16 protein-coding genes are annotated in these 15,930 nt (G+C 59.1%); 7 read left to right on the top strand and 9 right to left on the bottom strand.

Annotated features, from left to right (window positions below; genetic code table 11):
- A partial coding sequence (locus V7080_RS13895) for an efflux RND transporter periplasmic adaptor subunit (protein ID WP_334188986.1) occupies window positions 1-883 on the bottom strand: 883 nt, incomplete at its 3' end.
- Window positions 884-1,125: 242 nt separating this feature from the next.
- Between V7080_RS13895 and hpnC the strand changes: the two genes are divergently transcribed.
- Genes hpnC through hpnE form a run of 3 tightly spaced genes read left to right on the top strand, consistent with a single transcriptional unit; the run spans window position 1,126 to window position 4,253 of the window.
- On the top strand, window positions 1,126-1,968 hold the full coding sequence (gene hpnC, locus V7080_RS13890; RefSeq protein ID WP_334188985.1) for a squalene synthase HpnC: 843 nt from the start codon (window positions 1,126-1,128) through the stop codon (window positions 1,966-1,968).
- A gap of 32 nt (window positions 1,969-2,000) precedes the next feature.
- A complete protein-coding gene (gene hpnD / locus V7080_RS13885; protein WP_334188984.1) occupies window positions 2,001-2,834 on the top strand; it encodes a presqualene diphosphate synthase HpnD in 834 nt (277 codons plus the stop codon).
- Window positions 2,835-2,867: 33 nt separating this feature from the next.
- Entirely contained in the window at window positions 2,868-4,253 is a 1,386-nt protein-coding gene (gene hpnE, locus V7080_RS13880; RefSeq protein WP_334188983.1) for a hydroxysqualene dehydroxylase HpnE, read from the top strand.
- An 11-nt stretch (window positions 4,254-4,264) separates the two neighbouring features.
- Here the strand turns inward: hpnE and radA are convergent, their stop codons facing one another.
- Window positions 4,265-5,635 carry a DNA repair protein RadA gene (gene radA, locus V7080_RS13875; RefSeq protein ID WP_334188982.1) on the bottom strand — a complete coding sequence of 457 codons (1,371 nt, stop codon included), beginning with the start codon at window positions 5,633-5,635 and terminating at the stop codon, window positions 4,265-4,267.
- A gap of 70 nt (window positions 5,636-5,705) precedes the next feature.
- The gene (gene alr, locus V7080_RS13870) at window positions 5,706-6,782 is read right to left on the bottom strand and encodes an alanine racemase (RefSeq protein WP_334188981.1); all 1,077 of its coding nucleotides are present in this window, start codon (window positions 6,780-6,782) and stop codon (window positions 5,706-5,708) included.
- A gap of 172 nt (window positions 6,783-6,954) precedes the next feature.
- On the opposite strand from alr, the gene lplT reads away from it, so the two are divergent.
- The gene (gene lplT, locus V7080_RS13865; protein ID WP_334188987.1) at window positions 6,955-8,217 is read left to right on the top strand and encodes a lysophospholipid transporter LplT; all 1,263 of its coding nucleotides are present in this window, start codon (window positions 6,955-6,957) and stop codon (window positions 8,215-8,217) included.
- Window positions 8,218-8,221: 4 nt separating this feature from the next.
- Here lplT and V7080_RS13860 read toward each other — a convergent pair whose 3' ends face one another.
- From V7080_RS13860 to tsaB, 4 genes are read right to left on the bottom strand one after another with little or no spacing between them, the layout of a single operon-like run.
- Window positions 8,222-9,178, bottom strand: a complete 957-nt coding sequence (locus V7080_RS13860) for a DUF1853 family protein (RefSeq protein ID WP_334188980.1) — start codon at window positions 9,176-9,178, stop codon at window positions 8,222-8,224.
- Window positions 9,168-9,974: a uracil-DNA glycosylase gene (locus V7080_RS13855; RefSeq protein WP_334188979.1), complete on the bottom strand. Its 807-nt coding sequence runs from the start codon at window positions 9,972-9,974 to the stop codon at window positions 9,168-9,170. Before V7080_RS13855 ends, V7080_RS13860 begins: the two co-directional genes overlap by 11 nt.
- A complete protein-coding gene (gene rimI / locus V7080_RS13850; protein WP_334188978.1) occupies window positions 9,971-10,456 on the bottom strand; it encodes a ribosomal protein S18-alanine N-acetyltransferase in 486 nt (161 codons plus the stop codon). Before rimI ends, V7080_RS13855 begins: the two co-directional genes overlap by 4 nt.
- Window positions 10,453-11,142, bottom strand: a complete 690-nt coding sequence (gene tsaB, locus V7080_RS13845; RefSeq protein ID WP_334188977.1) for a tRNA (adenosine(37)-N6)-threonylcarbamoyltransferase complex dimerization subunit type 1 TsaB — start codon at window positions 11,140-11,142, stop codon at window positions 10,453-10,455. The genes rimI and tsaB overlap by 4 nt, the downstream gene beginning before the upstream one ends.
- 127 nt (window positions 11,143-11,269) lie before the next feature.
- On the opposite strand from tsaB, the gene V7080_RS13840 reads away from it, so the two are divergent.
- A complete protein-coding gene (locus V7080_RS13840) occupies window positions 11,270-11,464 on the top strand; it encodes a YjfB family protein (protein WP_334188976.1) in 195 nt (64 codons plus the stop codon).
- A gap of 93 nt (window positions 11,465-11,557) precedes the next feature.
- Entirely contained in the window at window positions 11,558-11,986 is a 429-nt protein-coding gene (locus V7080_RS13835; RefSeq protein WP_334188975.1) for a thioredoxin family protein, read from the top strand.
- A 93-nt stretch (window positions 11,987-12,079) separates the two neighbouring features.
- Here the strand turns inward: V7080_RS13835 and V7080_RS13830 are convergent, their stop codons facing one another.
- Both V7080_RS13830 and V7080_RS13825 read right to left on the bottom strand, forming a co-directional pair.
- Entirely contained in the window at window positions 12,080-14,356 is a 2,277-nt protein-coding gene (locus V7080_RS13830; protein WP_334188974.1) for a xanthine dehydrogenase family protein molybdopterin-binding subunit, read from the bottom strand.
- A gap of 224 nt (window positions 14,357-14,580) precedes the next feature.
- The gene (locus V7080_RS13825; RefSeq protein ID WP_334188973.1) at window positions 14,581-15,339 is read right to left on the bottom strand and encodes a sulfite exporter TauE/SafE family protein; all 759 of its coding nucleotides are present in this window, start codon (window positions 15,337-15,339) and stop codon (window positions 14,581-14,583) included.
- Between the two features lie 257 nt (window positions 15,340-15,596).
- Here V7080_RS13825 and V7080_RS13820 point away from each other — a divergent pair.
- Window positions 15,597-15,930: LysR family transcriptional regulator (locus V7080_RS13820; protein ID WP_334188972.1), on the top strand; the 334-nt coding region annotated here is incomplete at its 3' end.

Below are 15,930 nucleotides of genomic sequence, written 5' to 3'. Positions count from 1 at the left end.
CTCCGTTGTCGACCACCCAGACCGCGGATGACGATTTTTCCTGGAACAGTGCCGTCATCGGCACCTTGATCATCGCCTCGGGCGAACTGGCTGCGAAACTGACATAGGCTGTCATGCCGAGCTTCACGTCATCGGTAGCTTCGAGGATCGAGACCCTGGCGGTGTAGGTCCGCGTTGCCGGGTCGGCGACCGGCGAGATTTCCCGCAGCTTGCCTGGCATCAGGTCGTTCGGCCTGGCCCAGATCCGCACCTTCACGTCGTCGACGGCACGTAACGCGTCAACCTTGTCCTCCGGTATGCCGATGACGATTTCCTTCTCGCCGCTTTGCGCCAGCCTCACGACCGGACTTCCGGCGGAGACCACCTGTCCGGCCTCGGCGTCGATGCCTGTGACGACGCCGTCAACATCGGCAACGAGGACTGCATAGCCAGCCTGGTTGGACTGATTCCGGTATGCCGCCTGGGCCTGGTCATAGCTGGCAATGGCGGCGTCCAATGCGGTTTTCTTGCTATCGAGTATCGCCTGGCTGACGAAATTCTTTTCGCGGAGCTCCTGGTACCGCTGCAGCTCGGCCTTTGCCAGTTCGCGGTTGCTCTCGGCAGCTTTCAATGCGGCATTCGCCTGGGCCTGCGCAAGCTTCAGATCCTGTGGATCGAGCTGCATCAATACCTGCCCTCGCTTGACGACCGAACCGACGTCGACCTTGCGGGCGACGATCTTGCCTCCAACCCGGAATCCGAGCCGAGACTCAACCCGCGCCCGCACCTCGCCGGGTAATTCCGTTTTGATATCGACGTTGCCGGAAACCAGTTTGACGGCCCGTACCGGGCGGATTTCTTCGACTTTTTCGACCGGTTTGGAACAGCCGGCGAGGAAAAGCATGGCCGATATGCCAAGCGCTGCCGCGAGAGAGGAACTTGTTGAACGACGTAGGAATAGTTGTGCAGTTGGCCGGACATCCATGTTTTTTCCTTTAGTATTCGGGCTGCGATGCGAGTCGGCACCTGCAAAACCTGGTTGCGGCCGAGCGAAACTGCTGATCGGACACGCTAATGACTCGCGGGTTAGTAATTATAAGCATGCCGAAAGTCATTTGTATATGACTTTTTGGTCATTAAATCATCATGCCAATTGATCATTACGAGAATTTTCCGGTAGCCTCAATTCTGCTTCCCGCGCGGCTGCGACCGGCGGTGGAATCGCTGTATGCATTCGCCCGCAGCGCGGATGATCTGGCGGACGAAGGTGAGGCCCTGCCGGAACAGCGGCTGGAATCGTTGGCGGCATATGAACATGCGCTCGACAGGATCGAGAACCGGCAGCCGCCGTCGTCACCCATGTTTGCGCTGCTGACAAAGACGGTAACGGACCACAATTTGCCACTGCGGCCGCTGCGTGACCTGCTTTCGGCTTTCAAGCAGGATGTGGTGACAACCCGCTACGAGAGCTTCGATAGCCTCCTCGACTATTGCAGGCGCTCCGCCAATCCGGTGGGTTTGCTCATGCTGCACTTGTATCGCGCAGCGACGCCGGAGAATGTTCGCGACTCCGATGCGATCTGCACCGCGTTGCAACTTATCAATTTCTGGCAGGACGTGGCAATTGATTGGACAAAGCATCGCATTTATCTGCCACTGGACGACATGGCACGTTATGGCGTCGATGAGGGGCAAATCGCCGAAGGCCGGGTGGATGCACGCTGGCGCTCGCTGATGCAGTTTGAAGTTGAACGGGCCCGCGCGATGATGCTGTCCGGGGCACCGCTGGCATTGCGGCTTCCGGGCCGCATCGGCTGGGAACTGAGGCTGATCGTGCAGGGAGGATTGAGGATCCTCGACCGTCTTGATGCAGCCGGCTACGACATGTTCCAACATCGCCCGCAACTTCGCGCGTGGGACTGGCTTGTCATGGGCAGACGCGCCTGCGGCATGAAAATCAGTTTGTCGTCCATGCAACAAGTCGGCTAGCATAGCGGATTCGATTTTGCCCGTACCGATTCATGTCTCCCGACGAATATTGCCAGCAGAAAGCTGTTCAGAGCGGCTCGAGCTTCTATTACAGCTTCCTATTTCTCCCAATCGAGCGCCGACGCGCGATCACCGCGCTCTATGCTTTCTGCCGCGAGGTGGACGATACCGTCGACGAAGCCACCGACCCCGGCGTTGCCCGCATCAAGCTGGCCTGGTGGCGGCAGGAAATCGGTGCAATGTTCGGTGGCAATCCTTCCCATCCCGTCACCAAGGCATTGCATCCGCACCTGACAGCCTATTCCCTCGATAGCAAGCATCTGCTGGCGATCGTCGACGGCATGGAAATGGACCTGGACCAGACCCGGTACCTGGATTTTCCAGGACTGAAGCGGTATTGCTGGCATGTGGCGAGCGTGGTCGGCATTCTGTCCGCCAGCATTTTCGGCGTCACCCGTACTGAAACACTCCAGTATGCGGAAAAGCTCGGCCTTGCTTTCCAGTTGACCAATATCATTCGTGACGTCGGCGAGGATGCCCGGAAAGGCCGCATCTATCTGCCGGTCAACGAATTGCAGCAGTTCGGCATCACCGCCGCCGACCTTCTCAACGCACGCCATAGCGAAAAATTCGAGCAGCTCATGCGCTTTCAATACGATCGGGCCCAAACCGCGTATGACGAAGCGTTCGCCTTGCTGCCATCCGAAGACCGGCGGGCGCAGCGCCCGGGTTTGATCATGGCTGCGATCTATCGCGCGCTGCTCAAGGAAATCGAACAGGATGGCTTTCATGTACTCGAGCGAAGGATTTCCCTGACCCCGATCCGCAAGCTCTGGCTGGCATGGAAGACGTATGTGCGCGGCTAAGCGTCAGCATCTTACCCCTCCCATCCGCCGCAGATGAAGCGCGACCCGACACCTGCGTCCCTCCGCGGAAAGGCAGGGAACGCTCTTGCTTCGCGATCGCGCAAAGTCGCCGTCATTGGCGGCGGCTGGGCCGGTTGCGCCGCTGCGGTGGAATTGGCCAGCAACGGGCATCAGCCGCTACTGTTCGAGGCTTCGCGCAGCCTTGGAGGGCGCGCGCGCGGCGTGCAGATCGACGGCAAGCCGCTCGACAACGGTCAGCACATCCTTCTTGGGGCATATGCAGAAACATTGCGGCTCATGCGTACCGTCGGCATCGACCCGTCGGTTGCCCTCTTGCGGCTGCCCCTGCAAATGCGTTATCCGGACACGACGAGCGGCATGCGCTTCGTCACGCCGCGCCTGCCTGCCCCGCTCCACCTGCTGGGCGGTCTCCTGCTCGCCGATGGATTGGACTGGGACGACAAGATTTCACTTGCTCGCTTTTCGACCACCGCTCGCTGGATGGGATGGCAACTGCATCAGGATTGCACGGTGGCCGAGCTGCTGGACCGCTTCGATCAAACCGACAGGCTGATCAAACTAATGTGGCGGCCGCTCTGCATCGCAGCGCTGAATACCCCGCCCGAACAGGCATCTGCCCAAGTGTTCCTTGCCGTATTGCGGGATAGTCTCGGTGCCCGGCGCGCGGCATCCGACATGCTGATCCCGCGCGTCGATCTGAGCGCCCTCTTTCCAACCCGGGCCGCCAGCTATATCGAAGACCGCGGCGGGAAGGTGTCGCTCGGGGCGGCGGTCAGGAGGATCGACCGGCAAGGCGAATTGTGGAAAATTGACGCCGGCAACGGCGAATTGCCGTTTGACGCGGATGCGGTAATTGTCGCGGTTCAACCGGACAAGGCGGCCATGCTGCTTTCGGAGATCATCGATACCGGCCGGCTTGCCGGCCTGCAGTACGAACCGATCACGACCTGTTATCTGCAATACGATTCGGCGGTGCGACTACCAGTCCCGTTCTACGCCCTGGTTGATTCGTCCGACGCCGGCGAATGGGGACAGTTCGTCTTCGATCGGGGGCATCTCGATCCGCATCAGGCCGGCTTGCTGTCGGTCGTGGTCAGCGCATCGGCGGATGCGATTGAAAGCGGGCATGAGGCGCTGACGGCCGCCATTTCCGGCCAATTGGCACGCGTGTTGAAACGTCCGGAATTGGCACGGCCGGCATGGACGAAAGTGATTTCGGAAAAGCGGGCCACGTTTTCCTGTACGCCGGCATTGCAACGTCCGCAGGTACGCACCGGACTACCCGGCCTGGCACTTGCGGGCGATTATGTCGAAGGGGAATATCCGGCGACACTGGAATCTGCGATCCGCGGGGGCATACAAGCCGCGCGCGCGGTCGTCGCTCCCGGGGACGATTGATCAGTTCCGCATCAATCCTGCTCGCGCGCCTTGGTCAGGGCCTCATCGATACGCTCCACGCCGATCACCGTAAGCCCTTCGATTTTATGTTTTGGCGCATTTGCTTTCGGAATCAGGGCGATGGAAAAGCCGAGTTTCGCAGCCTCCCGTAAACGCTCCTGTCCGCGCGGCGCCGGGCGGATCTCGCCTGCCAGGCCGACTTCGCCGAACACCACCAGTCCGCGCGGCAAGGGCTTGTTGCGCATCGACGAATGGATTGCCAGCAGAACCGCCAGGTCGGCCGCGGGTTCGGTGATCTTCACGCCGCCGACGGCATTGATGAAGACATCCTGATCGAAGGCAGCAATCGCCGCATGGCGGTGCAGCACCGCCAGCAGCATCGCCAGCCTGTTCTGTTCCAGTCCCACCGAAAGACGGCGTGCATTCGGCACATGGGAGGTATCCACCAGTGCCTGGATTTCCACCAGCAGCGGCCGGGTACCCTCCTGCGTCACCATGACGCAGGAACCAGGCACCTGGTTATCATGCTGCGACAGAAACAGCGCCGACGGGTTGGAAACCCCTTTCAATCCCTTTTCGGTCATTGCAAACACGCCAAGCTCATTCACCGCGCCGAAACGGTTCTTGAAGGCCCGCACCAGGCGGAAACTCGAATGGGTATCCCCTTCGAAGTACAACACCGTGTCGACGATATGTTCCAGCACACGCGGTCCGGCCAGCGCTCCTTCCTTCGTCACGTGCCCGACCATGATGATGGTGATCCCGGACTGCTTGGCGACACGGGTAAGCTGTGCGGCGCATTCCCTTACCTGAGCAACCGACCCGGGCGCGGAAGTGAGCGCATCGGAGTAAATCGTCTGAATAGAGTCGATGACAGCCACCTGCGGCTTTTCGTCGGCAAGCGTATTCAGGATTTTTTCAAGCTGGATTTCCGCCTGCAGTTTCAGATCCTTTGCATCCACCGCGAGCCGTTTTGCCCGCAATGCGATTTGTGAACCGGATTCCTCGCCGCTGATGTACAGCGCTTTCTTGAGACGGGACATATTGGCCAGCGCTTGCAGGAGCAAGGTGGATTTTCCGATACCCGGATCGCCGCCGATCAGCACGACGCCGCCGGCCACCAGTCCACCGCCGAGCACACGATCGAATTCTTCGATGCCCGTTCCGAAACGGGGAACGTCAATGGCTTCGATATCCGCCAGGCTCAGGACCGGCGATGTCTGGGCCAATCCCTGGTGCTGAGTGGAAAACCGGTTGCCGCCCGACTCCACCAGCGTCTCCACCAGGGTATTCCACTGATGGCAGGACGGGCATTGTCCCGCCCATTTGTTGGTCACGCCGCCGCACTCGGTACAGGTGTAATTGGTTTTTTGCTTTGCCATTGATGAATCGCTTGGATGAGGGCGAAAGGAAGCTACGGTAACGCCGATAGGCAATATAAATGAGGGCGGTTTACCGGTCCTCAACCCTGACGCGCGGCGCCAATGCGCACATCAGCTCATAGCCGATCGTGCCGGCAGCATTTGCCACTTCATCGATCGGCAGTCCATCGCCCCACAGCGTTACCTTGCTGCCGACCCGGGCCGATGGTATCGCCGTGAGGTCTACACTGATCATGTCCATCGACACCCGTCCGGCGATGACGGTTCTGTGTCCGTCGACGATCACCGGCGTGCCGTTCGGTGCATGCCGCGGATATCCGTCCGCATAACCGCATGCAACGATGCCGATTGTCATTTCGCGGTCGGCGACGAAACGGCTGCCGTAGCCGACACTGTCGCCCGGCCTGACGCACTGTACGCCGATGATCTCGCTGGTGAGCGTCATGACTGCGCGCAATCCATACGCTTCGGAGCTGCCGCCGCCGGGTGTGCCTCCATACAACATGATGCCCGGACGTATCCAGTCCGCAGCCAATTGCGGATGAATCAGGGTTGCGGCGGAATTGGCAAGACTGCGGTCGCCAGCCAATCCTTCAGAAGCATCAAGGAAACGTTGCACTTGCCGATCCAGCGGCATTCCTGGATTGCCGGCATCGTCGGCATTGGCGAAATGAGTCATCAACGTGATGCTGCCCACATGCCGATTCGCGCGCAGCCTTTCCCAGGCTTGTCGAAAGACCGAAGGCGTGAAACCAAGACGGTTCATGCCGCTGTTCATTTTCAGGTGGACATGGAGTGGAGATCGAAAACTTGTCCTCTCGATCATGTCGATTTGTTCGTTGCAGTGCACTGCAACTTGTAGTTGGTATTGATCGACAACCGGCAAGTCCGCCGGTTCGAAGAATCCTTCCAGCAGAAGGATAGGCTTTCGCCACCCGGCGTCGCGCAAACGTACCGCACCCTCCACTTCAATCAGCGCCAGGCCGTCTGCGGAGGAGAACGCCCGCATGCCTCGATCCAGTCCATGTCCGTAAGCGTTTGCCTTGACAACCGCCCATGCCTTGGAAGTCGGTGCATGTCGTCGTGCCACATCGAGGTTATGGCGCATCGCTGCGAGATCGATGGTGGCGACTAGGGGTCTTGGCATATACGGAAGGATATTGGAATACGAAATCGGCGAAGGGCCGGCGGAATACGGGAACGCCGGCGAATATTTTACTTCAGACCTGCCGGCCCGCCTTGATCAAATGCACGGTTGCCGCAAGGTTTCATGGTATAAAGCAAGCCGGAGAGAGCCAGACACAGATTGTAAAATGCGGATGAATCGCGGTTTCTACACCATTATGGCGGCGCAGTTTTTTTCCTCGCTTGCCGATAATGCACTTCTTATAGCGGCGATCGCGCTATTAACAGTCATGAAATCACCAGCGTGGATGACCCCGCTGCTGAAACTGTTTTTCGTATTGTCCTACGTGCTGCTGGCGGCATTTGTCGGCGCATTCGCCGACTCCCTGCCGAAAGGCCGGGTCATGTTCATTACCAACCTGATCAAGATCGTCGGTTGCGGGATGATGTTCTTCGATGTCCACCCACTGATCGCCTATGCCGTGGTCGGATTCGGGGCGGCGGCATACTCGCCCGCCAAGTATGGCATTCTCACCGAGCTGCTGCCGCCGGAAAAACTGGTCGCGGCGAATGGCTGGATCGAAGGTCTCACTGTCATTTCCATTATTCTCGGTACGGTGATGGGCGGCGCACTCGTAAACGCCCAGATTTCGGCGTCCCTGCTCACGTTCGACTTCCCATTGATCGACACCGGGATCGATACCGCCGCGGAATCGGCGCTCTCCATGATTGCAGTGACTTACCTGCTTGCCGCCGGATTCAATCTGAAAATACCGGACACGGGCGCACGCTACCCACACCAGGAGCGCAATCCCATCAAGCTTGTCGCCGACTTCGCGACTTGCTTCAACACATTGTGGAAAGATCGCCTAGGCCAGATTTCCCTTGCGGTTACCACCCTGTTCTGGGGTGCCGGCGCGACGCTGCAATTCATCGTGCTCAAATGGGCGGAAAGTTCTTTGAAGCTCCCCCTCGACAAGGCGGCCATTCTGCAAGGCGTCACGGCGGTCGGGATTGCGATCGGCGCAGCCGCGGCCGCCCGCATGATTCCCTTGAAAAAGTCGCTGAGCGTCATGCCGCTGGGCGTGGCAATGGGCATCATCGTCATGATCATGACCCTGGTGAACTCGATATGGGTCGCCTATCCACTGCTGATCCTGATCGGCGCACTTGCGGGGTTCTATGTCGTGCCGATGAATGCGTTGCTTCAGCATCGCGGGCATGTCCTGCTGAGCGCGGGACATTCGATTGCGGTTCAGAATTTCAACGAAAACCTGTCGGTGCTCACCATGCTTGTGCTGTACGCACTGATGATTACGCTCAACCTCGATATCAAAATCATCATCATCATGTTCGGCTCATTCGTTTCCGGCACCATGCTGCTCGTGATGCGCCGTCACGCCGCCAACCAGCGCGAATACGATTCACTGCATCTGATCGGCGAACACAAGCATTGAGCCGCTACGCAGCCGCAATCATGCGGCTGATGCGCTCTCCTGCCCGATCGCGCCATCCATCGGGCACGATAAAACCCCGGTCGGTTTCTTCAAGGCCGCCTTCGTCGTCTGCATGCAGCAATGCAATCATCACAGGCATTTCATCCCGCGTGAAATGATCTGTCAGCAGATCAATGAGCGACTCGCTGGACATGCACTGTTCCTGCGCCGCATTTACCGGCGCCAACCAGCGCAGGCGTGGCAGAACCATGAATCCGTCCGCCTCCAGTTTGCCGATTTCCCCCGCAGGCAGCCAGAAACCATGGCAAGGCGGTGGTGTCGTTGCCGTGCATCGAGGCGTGCGGCCATAGTAAAAAAGCCAACCCTTCACCAGGGCCTGGGCTGACGAGACCGGCTGTGGCAAGTATGCGGATGCGGCCGGATGGAGAGAGAGCGCGAGCTGCTGGTCCATGATTTTGCGCATCTTCGCCCCCAGCGTATCAGCGAGGTTCGGGCCGACGAAATGATCCGGCAAGTCAGCCGCCCCATTCGACTCGAGCAGATAAAACTTGGTCGCGAATTCCCAGTGCAGCAAGTGATCACCCTGTTTCAGGAGGAAATCGAATTCTCCGATCGTGGCGTTCTTGCCGCTTTGAACCTGCAGGCCATGTGCAGCCAAAGTGCCATTGAACGCGAAGAAAAATGCCATCAGCTTTTCCGCGTATCGCCCAAGGCGATTCATCGGCTGATCGCCGAGGTAGGTATGCAACGGTCCCGGCTCTTTGTCGAGTGCATTCAGCCAGGTAATCGTGGCTGGTGTCGGTTCGTGAAGGGAGGCGATCTTTCCGCGCCATTGCGGCGCATCCGGGTCGAGCAAGTCCGGCGCATTCAGCAACCATGCCAATGCCCGCACATGCGGATCGTTCAGGTGTCTCCAGCGGCGGTGAAAATACGACTGAAACGTCGCTGAATCACCGGCCATAGGTCGCCATCGCTAGGCATAAATCCTCCCAGGCCTTCTTTTTGTCAGCCAGGTTGCGCAGCAGGTAAGCCGGGTGATAGGTCACCACCAATGGCCGATCCGCATAGGTATGCACCGTGCCCCGCAGCTTGGATACCGGCGTATCCGGACGAAGGTTCAGCAGGGACAAGGCGGCGGTCTTGCCGAGCGCCACGATGATGGCAGGTTGTATAAGACTGATTTGCCGCTGCAGATACGGAATGCAGGCGGCCGATTCTTCTGCGGTAGGCGGCCGGTCCTTGCCGGCGGCATCGGTTGGCCGGCATTTGACGATATTGGCGATGTAGGCGTTTTCGCCGCGCTTCAGCCCGAGAGCGAGCAGCATGTTATCGAGCAACTTGCCCGCCTGCCCCACGAACGGCTCTCCGCGCAAGTCCTCGTTGCGTCCCGGCCCTTCACCGACGAAGAGCCATTTCGCCTTTTCGTCGCCGACTCCGAATGCCGTGTGCGTACGGCTTTGACAGAGATCGCATTTAGTGCAGCCGGAAACGGTTTCCTTGAGTGTTGCCCAGTCCATCCGGGCGATGACGGCCGGGTCATATTTGCTGAAAGCATGCGTTTCCGCCGCAGGTGCCATGGACGTGCCGGGCACTGCCGGCTCGGCCAGGAAGGCTTCCTGGTGCGTCGGTATTCCGGGAAGCTGCTCGACGACGGGCTCGGAAACGCCCGTGGTCTCGCTCGGCGGGAAGCGGCGTTTCCACAGCGGGCCGATACCGATTTCTTCAAGATAGGCGCTACGGCGCTGATCATTCGTCATAGCATGAACCTCATCACAATCGCGTCTTCCCGTGCACCGTTGGCCGCCGGATAGTAACCTTTGCGCCGTCCTATCTGAACGAAGCCGTAACGCGCATAGACCGCCACTGCGCGGGGGTTCGACGGACGCACTTCGAGAAGTATCGATGTCATGCCATTGTCGCGGCAAATTTCAACAGCCTTGTCGAGTTGCAGCCTGCCGACACCGTTGCCATATAAATCCCTGCGAACGGTGATGTTCAAAAGATGCGCCTCATCGACCGCCAGCATCAGTAAAAAATACCCGGCGAGTTTTCCGAATCCATCGCGCAATACCCAGGTTTCGTAGCCGTTGTAGAGCGAATCCAGAAAATTGCCGCGCGTCCAGGGATGCGAGTACGCCGCATTCTCGATAACAAGGAGTTCGTCCAGATCGCTCACCTGCATGCGTGCGAACTGGAATTCCGATGCCGGATCGGCGGAGGCCTGCTGTACTGCGCTCATGCAAGCACCTTCGCGCGGCGCTCCTCGGTGGTGAGCGCCACCTTGTTGCGCAAATAGAGCGGTCGGGCGTCACGGGCATGCATCAGCACGCCGTGTTCGTATTCGATTTGTGCAAGCGTTGCTATCGATCTTGCATGCGGCATTACATCGGCGCACCGTGGGTCCTGGCGTAAATGACCGAGTTGCGACTCATAGGCGGACAAAGCGTTACCACAGGCAATCGCGTCGCCGGCTGGAACTACGCCGGCAGCAGCGGAGAGCGTCGGCGGCGTCACGATCCGCCACGCACCGGCGCTATGTTGGTATTGAGCCCAATAGACTTCATTCATCCGTGCATCCAGTACGGTCACCACGTCAGATACCCCGGTCCTGTCACGACATGTTTGCGCCATTGCTGAAAGCGTAACTACCGGGATCACCGGCAGATCGGCGCCAAACGCCAATCCCTGCGCAACACCACAGGCGGTACGCACGCCGGTGAACGATCCGGGTCCGGCGCCAAAAGCGATTGCGTTGCACCCGCTGAGTTGAATGCCGCATGCCGCAAGCAATTGCTGCACCATGGGCAGCAGGGTTTGCGAGTGCGTCTGCAAACCCGACGCTTCCCGGGAAATCAGCCGGCCGTCGTGCAACAGCGCGACGGATGCGAGCTCGGAGGATGTTTCGATGGCAAGAATGGTAGGCATGCGGTATTTTACCGTGGCATGTAATGTGGGCGTGTCATCAAACGGGGCGGGAGTACCTCATTTATGCCACACCCTAAAGAATCGGAGGAATATGCCGTCAACGATAAACACGAACCGGGAGCATGTGATGGAAACAGGAAATATTGCGGCGCTGGCGACAACGATTGCATCGACGACAACCAATCAGGCTGTGAACATCGCCGTGGCAAAAAAGGCAATGGAAATCCAGGAAAGCAGTGCACTTGCATTGGTACAGGCCTTGCCGGCGCCAACGCCGAACCTGCCGCCGCATCTTGGTCGCAACGTCAACACCACTGCGTAGGCGAAATCCTCAGAGTCATACTTACCGGCGAGCGGCCAGCTTTGGGTTCCCTTACAATGAGCGTCTTTCCTTCCTTCATCGCGAATCAAGGTCATGGCTGCTCCTGGCTTCACTCTCGACAATACTAATCGTCCGCAGCTCGCCCAATGGCTGGACCAGGGCGACTGGGTCGTGGCGTGTTTGTGTGCCGCATGGTGCGATACCTGCTGCAGCTACCGAAGCGGTTTCGATCAGTTGGCTGAAATGCATCCGGACAAGCGCTTCGTCTGGATCGATATCGAGGATCAGGCCGACTTCATCGGCGATCTCGACGTAGAAAATTTTCCGACATTGCTGATCCAGCGCGGTGACCATGTCGCGTTTTTCGGCACGGTGCTTCCCGACGTCAAACTGGCCGATCGGCTCGTCCGCGCGCAGGCGGAGAAGACCGACGACATGTTGCGCGCGGAGGCGGACGAATCCGCTGCGAACGCGGAGCGTCAGCGGCTCTACAATCTTCGCGACAAGCTCGAGGAAGCCTGAGTACTCCTTTAATTCAGGCAACCACAGTGCCTCCCCCGGCTCTCGTCATTGAGAACCGGGTTGTATAAAATGCCACAGTCTTAAATGCCACGATTATGCGGCGGCAGGTCCTGCGACGAGCCGCAGCGGCAATCTCCGCAGGCGGGTCCCCGTAAGGGCGAACACCGCATTTGCGACAGCCGGCGCAATCGGCGGCGTCCCCGGTTCGCCGACACCTTCCGGCGGCTCGGCATTCCTGATGATTACGGTTTCGACGTGCGGAGCCTGGTTCAGTCGTAATACAGGATAGTCGTGGAAATTGGACTGTTCGACTTTCCCGTCCTTGATCGTCACTTCACCAGCCAGGGCAGCACTCAGGCCGAAAACCACCGAGGACTCCATCTGCTGGGCAATGATGTTGGGATTGACTGCGATGCCGCAATCGATCGCGCACACGACCTTGTGAACCCGGATTTCATTGTTTTCGATCGACACTTCCGCAACCTCGGCGACGATTGAGCCGAAGGACTGGTGCAGCGCAACGCCGTGCGCCCTGCCTGCCGAAGGCTTTCCGGCCTTGGCAACCGCGGCATCCAGCACCGCTCTGTGACGCGGCCGGTTCTTCAGCATGGCCCGGCGGAACGCCACGGGATCCTTGCCGGCCGCATGGGCAAGCTCGTCGATAAAACACTCCTTGAAGAACGCATTGTGGGAGTGCCCGACGGAGCGCCAGTATCCAAGTGGAACGGGCGTCGGCACCGTGACGTGGGCGATATGCTGGTGGGGAAATTCGTACTGCATGTCGAATACACCTTCAGCGGTGGTCTTGTCCGGGCCGGCGCCCGGAAGGCCGAAAGTGCGTTCCATCACCTGGTGGGTTATCGAGCCGGAGGCTAGCTTGCTTTCGAACAGAACCACTTCGCCGTCTTTATCAAGCGCAGCGGAAAAGCGCCCGATCGCGGCCGGCCTGTACATATCATGCCTGGTATCCTCTTCACGGCTCCAGATCACCTGTACCGGGGCGCCGTCGGCCTGCAGGGCAATTGCCACGGCTTGCGCGACCATATCAATCTCCAGGCGGCGCCCAAACCCGCCACCGATATAGGTCACATGCAGCGTCACATCCTGCGGCGATACTTCGGCGACCCCCGCGGCGGCGTCGACCGCAATACTCGGCACCTGGGTCGGCGCCCAGATCGTCACCTTGCCGTCCTTTACCTGCGCGGTGCAATTGATCGGCTCCATTGCCGCATGTGCCAGAAAAGGCGCGGAATATTCGGCAGTGATTGTCTTTGTCCTGCGCTCCGCCGGTGCGGGTTTGCCGGCGCTGTGATAAACGAAGCCCGATTCAGTATCCAGCTTCGCTGCAAGTTCGCTGAACACCGCACTGCTCGCCAGCTTTTGATTCGGCCCCGGATTCCAGTCCACGGGAAGCGCGGCGACCGCCTGACGAGCCTGCCAGTAGGTTTTTGCGATTACTGCCAATCCGGACATGCCGGCTGCAGCACCGGAAAAGTCCACGACCCGCAAAACTCCGGGCATGCCATGTACGGCATCCCTGTCGGCCCTCTGCACCGATCCGCCGATTGTCGGCGCCATCTTTACCGCGGCAAAGACCAGTCCCGCCGGACGGACGTCCAACCCGAAGACCGCAGAACCATTCACCTTTGCCGCCGAGTCGCGGCGTGGCTGAGAGGTGCCGATCAGCTTGAACTCTTCCGGTTTTTTGAGCCTGATATCCGACGGCCTCGTGTCAACGGCTTTCGACGCAAGATCACCGTATGCCATCCGTTTGCCACTGCCGTGCAGAACCGCGCCATCCTCGGTCCGGCATTCGGAAGCGGGAACATTCCACTCCCTGGCTGCGGCGGCGACCAGCATCGCTCTCGCCGCGGCGCCTGCCTCTCGCATCGGCCCCCAGGTATCCTTGACAGATGATGAACCGCCGGTGACCATCAGGCCGAGTTCCCGCGCCATTTTCCCGGTGAACCATTCCGATGCCTTCTTCAACGTGCCGGCTCCGTCAGGATGAAACGGCAATCCATCTCTCAGCATCGCGATATTGCCGAAGATCTTGTCGATCGGCGCCTGCTCGATCTGGATCCGTGCCAGCGGCACGTCCATTTCTTCCGCCACCAGCATCGGCAACGCGGTATACACGCCCTGCCCCATTTCGCTTTGCGGCATTGCGAGCAAGACCGTGCCGTCGCGGGCGATGCGAATCCAGCCGTTGAGCATTACCTCGCCATTCTTTACGGGCACCGGATTGGAAAGAGTCAGGCGCTGGCGTGCCGGTTGCACGCCCCAACCTACGATCAGGGCGCCCGCTATGCCGACGCCGCCGAGAAGGAAACGGCGGCGGGATTTTTTCCTGGGTCCGGTGGATTGCATACTGTTTCCCCTTTTAAATTTCACAGCATCCTACCCGATCTTTGCATGAACGAAAGCGTCGGTCAGTGGCTCGGCAATTGTGTTCGTAGCGTATTGGTGACGGAACGATGGCACTTCGGCCGGCACGCGGGTACGTCGCCAGGTTGCCAGTAGCAATCAAAGAGGAAGTCCAAAGAGCAAATGCCGTGGCCGGCTGGTGTGTCGTGCGGCCAGGCTGTTTTCGTCTACAACGTTTTATAGAAATAAAATCCGGTCAGCACAAAACCGACCGCGATAATGAACCGCCGCAGCGACTGCGGCGGAATCTTGCGGGCGATCGTGGCTCCCCAGTAGCCGCCGAGCGTGGCGGTGGCAAGCATCAGCAGCGTATGCGGCCAGCTCACTGCGCCGGCGATAACGAACGTCAGCACGGTTACGCTGTAGATCACCGCCGACAAGAGGTTCTTGATCGCATTGATTTCATGAACATCGTCATGCCCTGCCATTGCGAGACTCGCCAGCATCAGGATGCCCATCCCGGCACCGAAAAAACCGCCGTAGACCGACACCACCGCTTGTCCCGCCAATGCTGCGGGACTGTTGGTCGGCGCGCCGGCAGATGCGCCACGGAGCCAGACGGACAGCTTCGAGGAGAACGCAAACAGCACTGTCGCAAACAGGAGAAGCCAGGGAATGAGTTTCGAGAACGTCGCATCCTTCGTCGTGAGCAACAGCAAGCCGCCACCGACTCCGCCGATGAAGGACACGATGCCCATCGGTATCAGGTAGCGCTTGTAGCGTGCAAGCTCATTCCTGAAGGCCCACGCGCCGGACATGCTGGCAGGCCACAATGCCACCGAATTGCTGGCATTCGCCACAACGGGCGGTACGCCGACCGCGAGCAACGCCGGGAATGAAAAGAACGTGCCACCGCCCGCAACCGAATTCATCGCGCCGGCACAGAACGCGGCAATCCCTACGAGAAGCATTTCCCAGATAGTCATCGGGCGTCCCTTGACAGGTGAAATGCCGGCAGGCGCGGCGACATAACTGCGGATATCGCTTTTGCTTGCGGATTATCGAAAGTCAATACAACCGGAGCGGAAAGAGCGGTGCCGAAGCTGGCAATCTGATGCGTCATGTGGAAATGCCTGTCGAAAATGGAAATGTTGCGCAAGTATATTCAATATAAAATCACATAAACCAAACGATTTATCACTGCATTATTGCGTTTAAATCACAAGCAGGAGCAGCTTTCAACGTGAATCACTTCAAACAGATTTCGACATTTGTGGATGTTGCGGCCAAAGGCAACCTGTCGGCCGTCGCCCGGGCCGAAGGCATTGCTCCCGCTATGATCGGCCGCCGCCTCGACGCGCTTGAAGAGCGCCTCGGCGTGAAGTTGTTGCAGCGGACCACGCGCAAAATCGCATTGACCAATGAAGGCATGGCATTTCTCGAAGATTGCCAGCGCATTCTTGCCGATCTGGAGAACGCCGAATCAGCGGTCTCGGAACGCAGCGCGAAGGCCAGCGGCCACCTTCTGATTTCTGCACCGGCTGGATTCGGCAGAAGGCATGTGGCGCCACTCATAC

The sequence above is a fragment of the Noviherbaspirillum sp. genome (assembly GCF_036846085.1).
GTDB lineage: Bacteria > Pseudomonadota > Gammaproteobacteria > Burkholderiales > Burkholderiaceae_D > Noviherbaspirillum.
This window is presented reverse-complemented; position numbering and strand designations above follow the sequence as displayed.

Bases quoted from the DNA above. Each gene is read 5' to 3' on its own strand.
- hpnC (WP_334188985.1), top strand. From the start codon at position 1,126: ATGCCAATTGATCATTACGAGAATTTTCCGGTAGCCTCAATTCTGCTT.
- hpnD (WP_334188984.1), top strand. From the start codon at position 2,001: ATGTCTCCCGACGAATATTGCCAGCAGAAAGCTGTTCAGAGCGGCTCG.
- hpnE (WP_334188983.1), top strand. From the start codon at position 2,868: ATGAAGCGCGACCCGACACCTGCGTCCCTCCGCGGAAAGGCAGGGAAC.
- radA (WP_334188982.1), bottom strand. From the start codon at position 5,635: ATGGCAAAGCAAAAAACCAATTACACCTGTACCGAGTGCGGCGGCGTG.
- alr (WP_334188981.1), bottom strand. From the start codon at position 6,782: ATGCCAAGACCCCTAGTCGCCACCATCGATCTCGCAGCGATGCGCCAT.
- lplT (WP_334188987.1), top strand. From the start codon at position 6,955: ATGAATCGCGGTTTCTACACCATTATGGCGGCGCAGTTTTTTTCCTCG.
- V7080_RS13860 (WP_334188980.1), bottom strand. From the start codon at position 9,178: ATGGCCGGTGATTCAGCGACGTTTCAGTCGTATTTTCACCGCCGCTGG.
- V7080_RS13855 (WP_334188979.1), bottom strand. From the start codon at position 9,974: ATGACGAATGATCAGCGCCGTAGCGCCTATCTTGAAGAAATCGGTATC.
- rimI (WP_334188978.1), bottom strand. From the start codon at position 10,456: ATGAGCGCAGTACAGCAGGCCTCCGCCGATCCGGCATCGGAATTCCAG.
- tsaB (WP_334188977.1), bottom strand. From the start codon at position 11,142: ATGCCTACCATTCTTGCCATCGAAACATCCTCCGAGCTCGCATCCGTC.
- V7080_RS13840 (WP_334188976.1), top strand. From the start codon at position 11,270: ATGGAAACAGGAAATATTGCGGCGCTGGCGACAACGATTGCATCGACG.
- V7080_RS13835 (WP_334188975.1), top strand. From the start codon at position 11,558: ATGGCTGCTCCTGGCTTCACTCTCGACAATACTAATCGTCCGCAGCTC.
- V7080_RS13830 (WP_334188974.1), bottom strand. From the start codon at position 14,356: ATGCAATCCACCGGACCCAGGAAAAAATCCCGCCGCCGTTTCCTTCTC.
- V7080_RS13825 (WP_334188973.1), bottom strand. From the start codon at position 15,339: ATGACTATCTGGGAAATGCTTCTCGTAGGGATTGCCGCGTTCTGTGCC.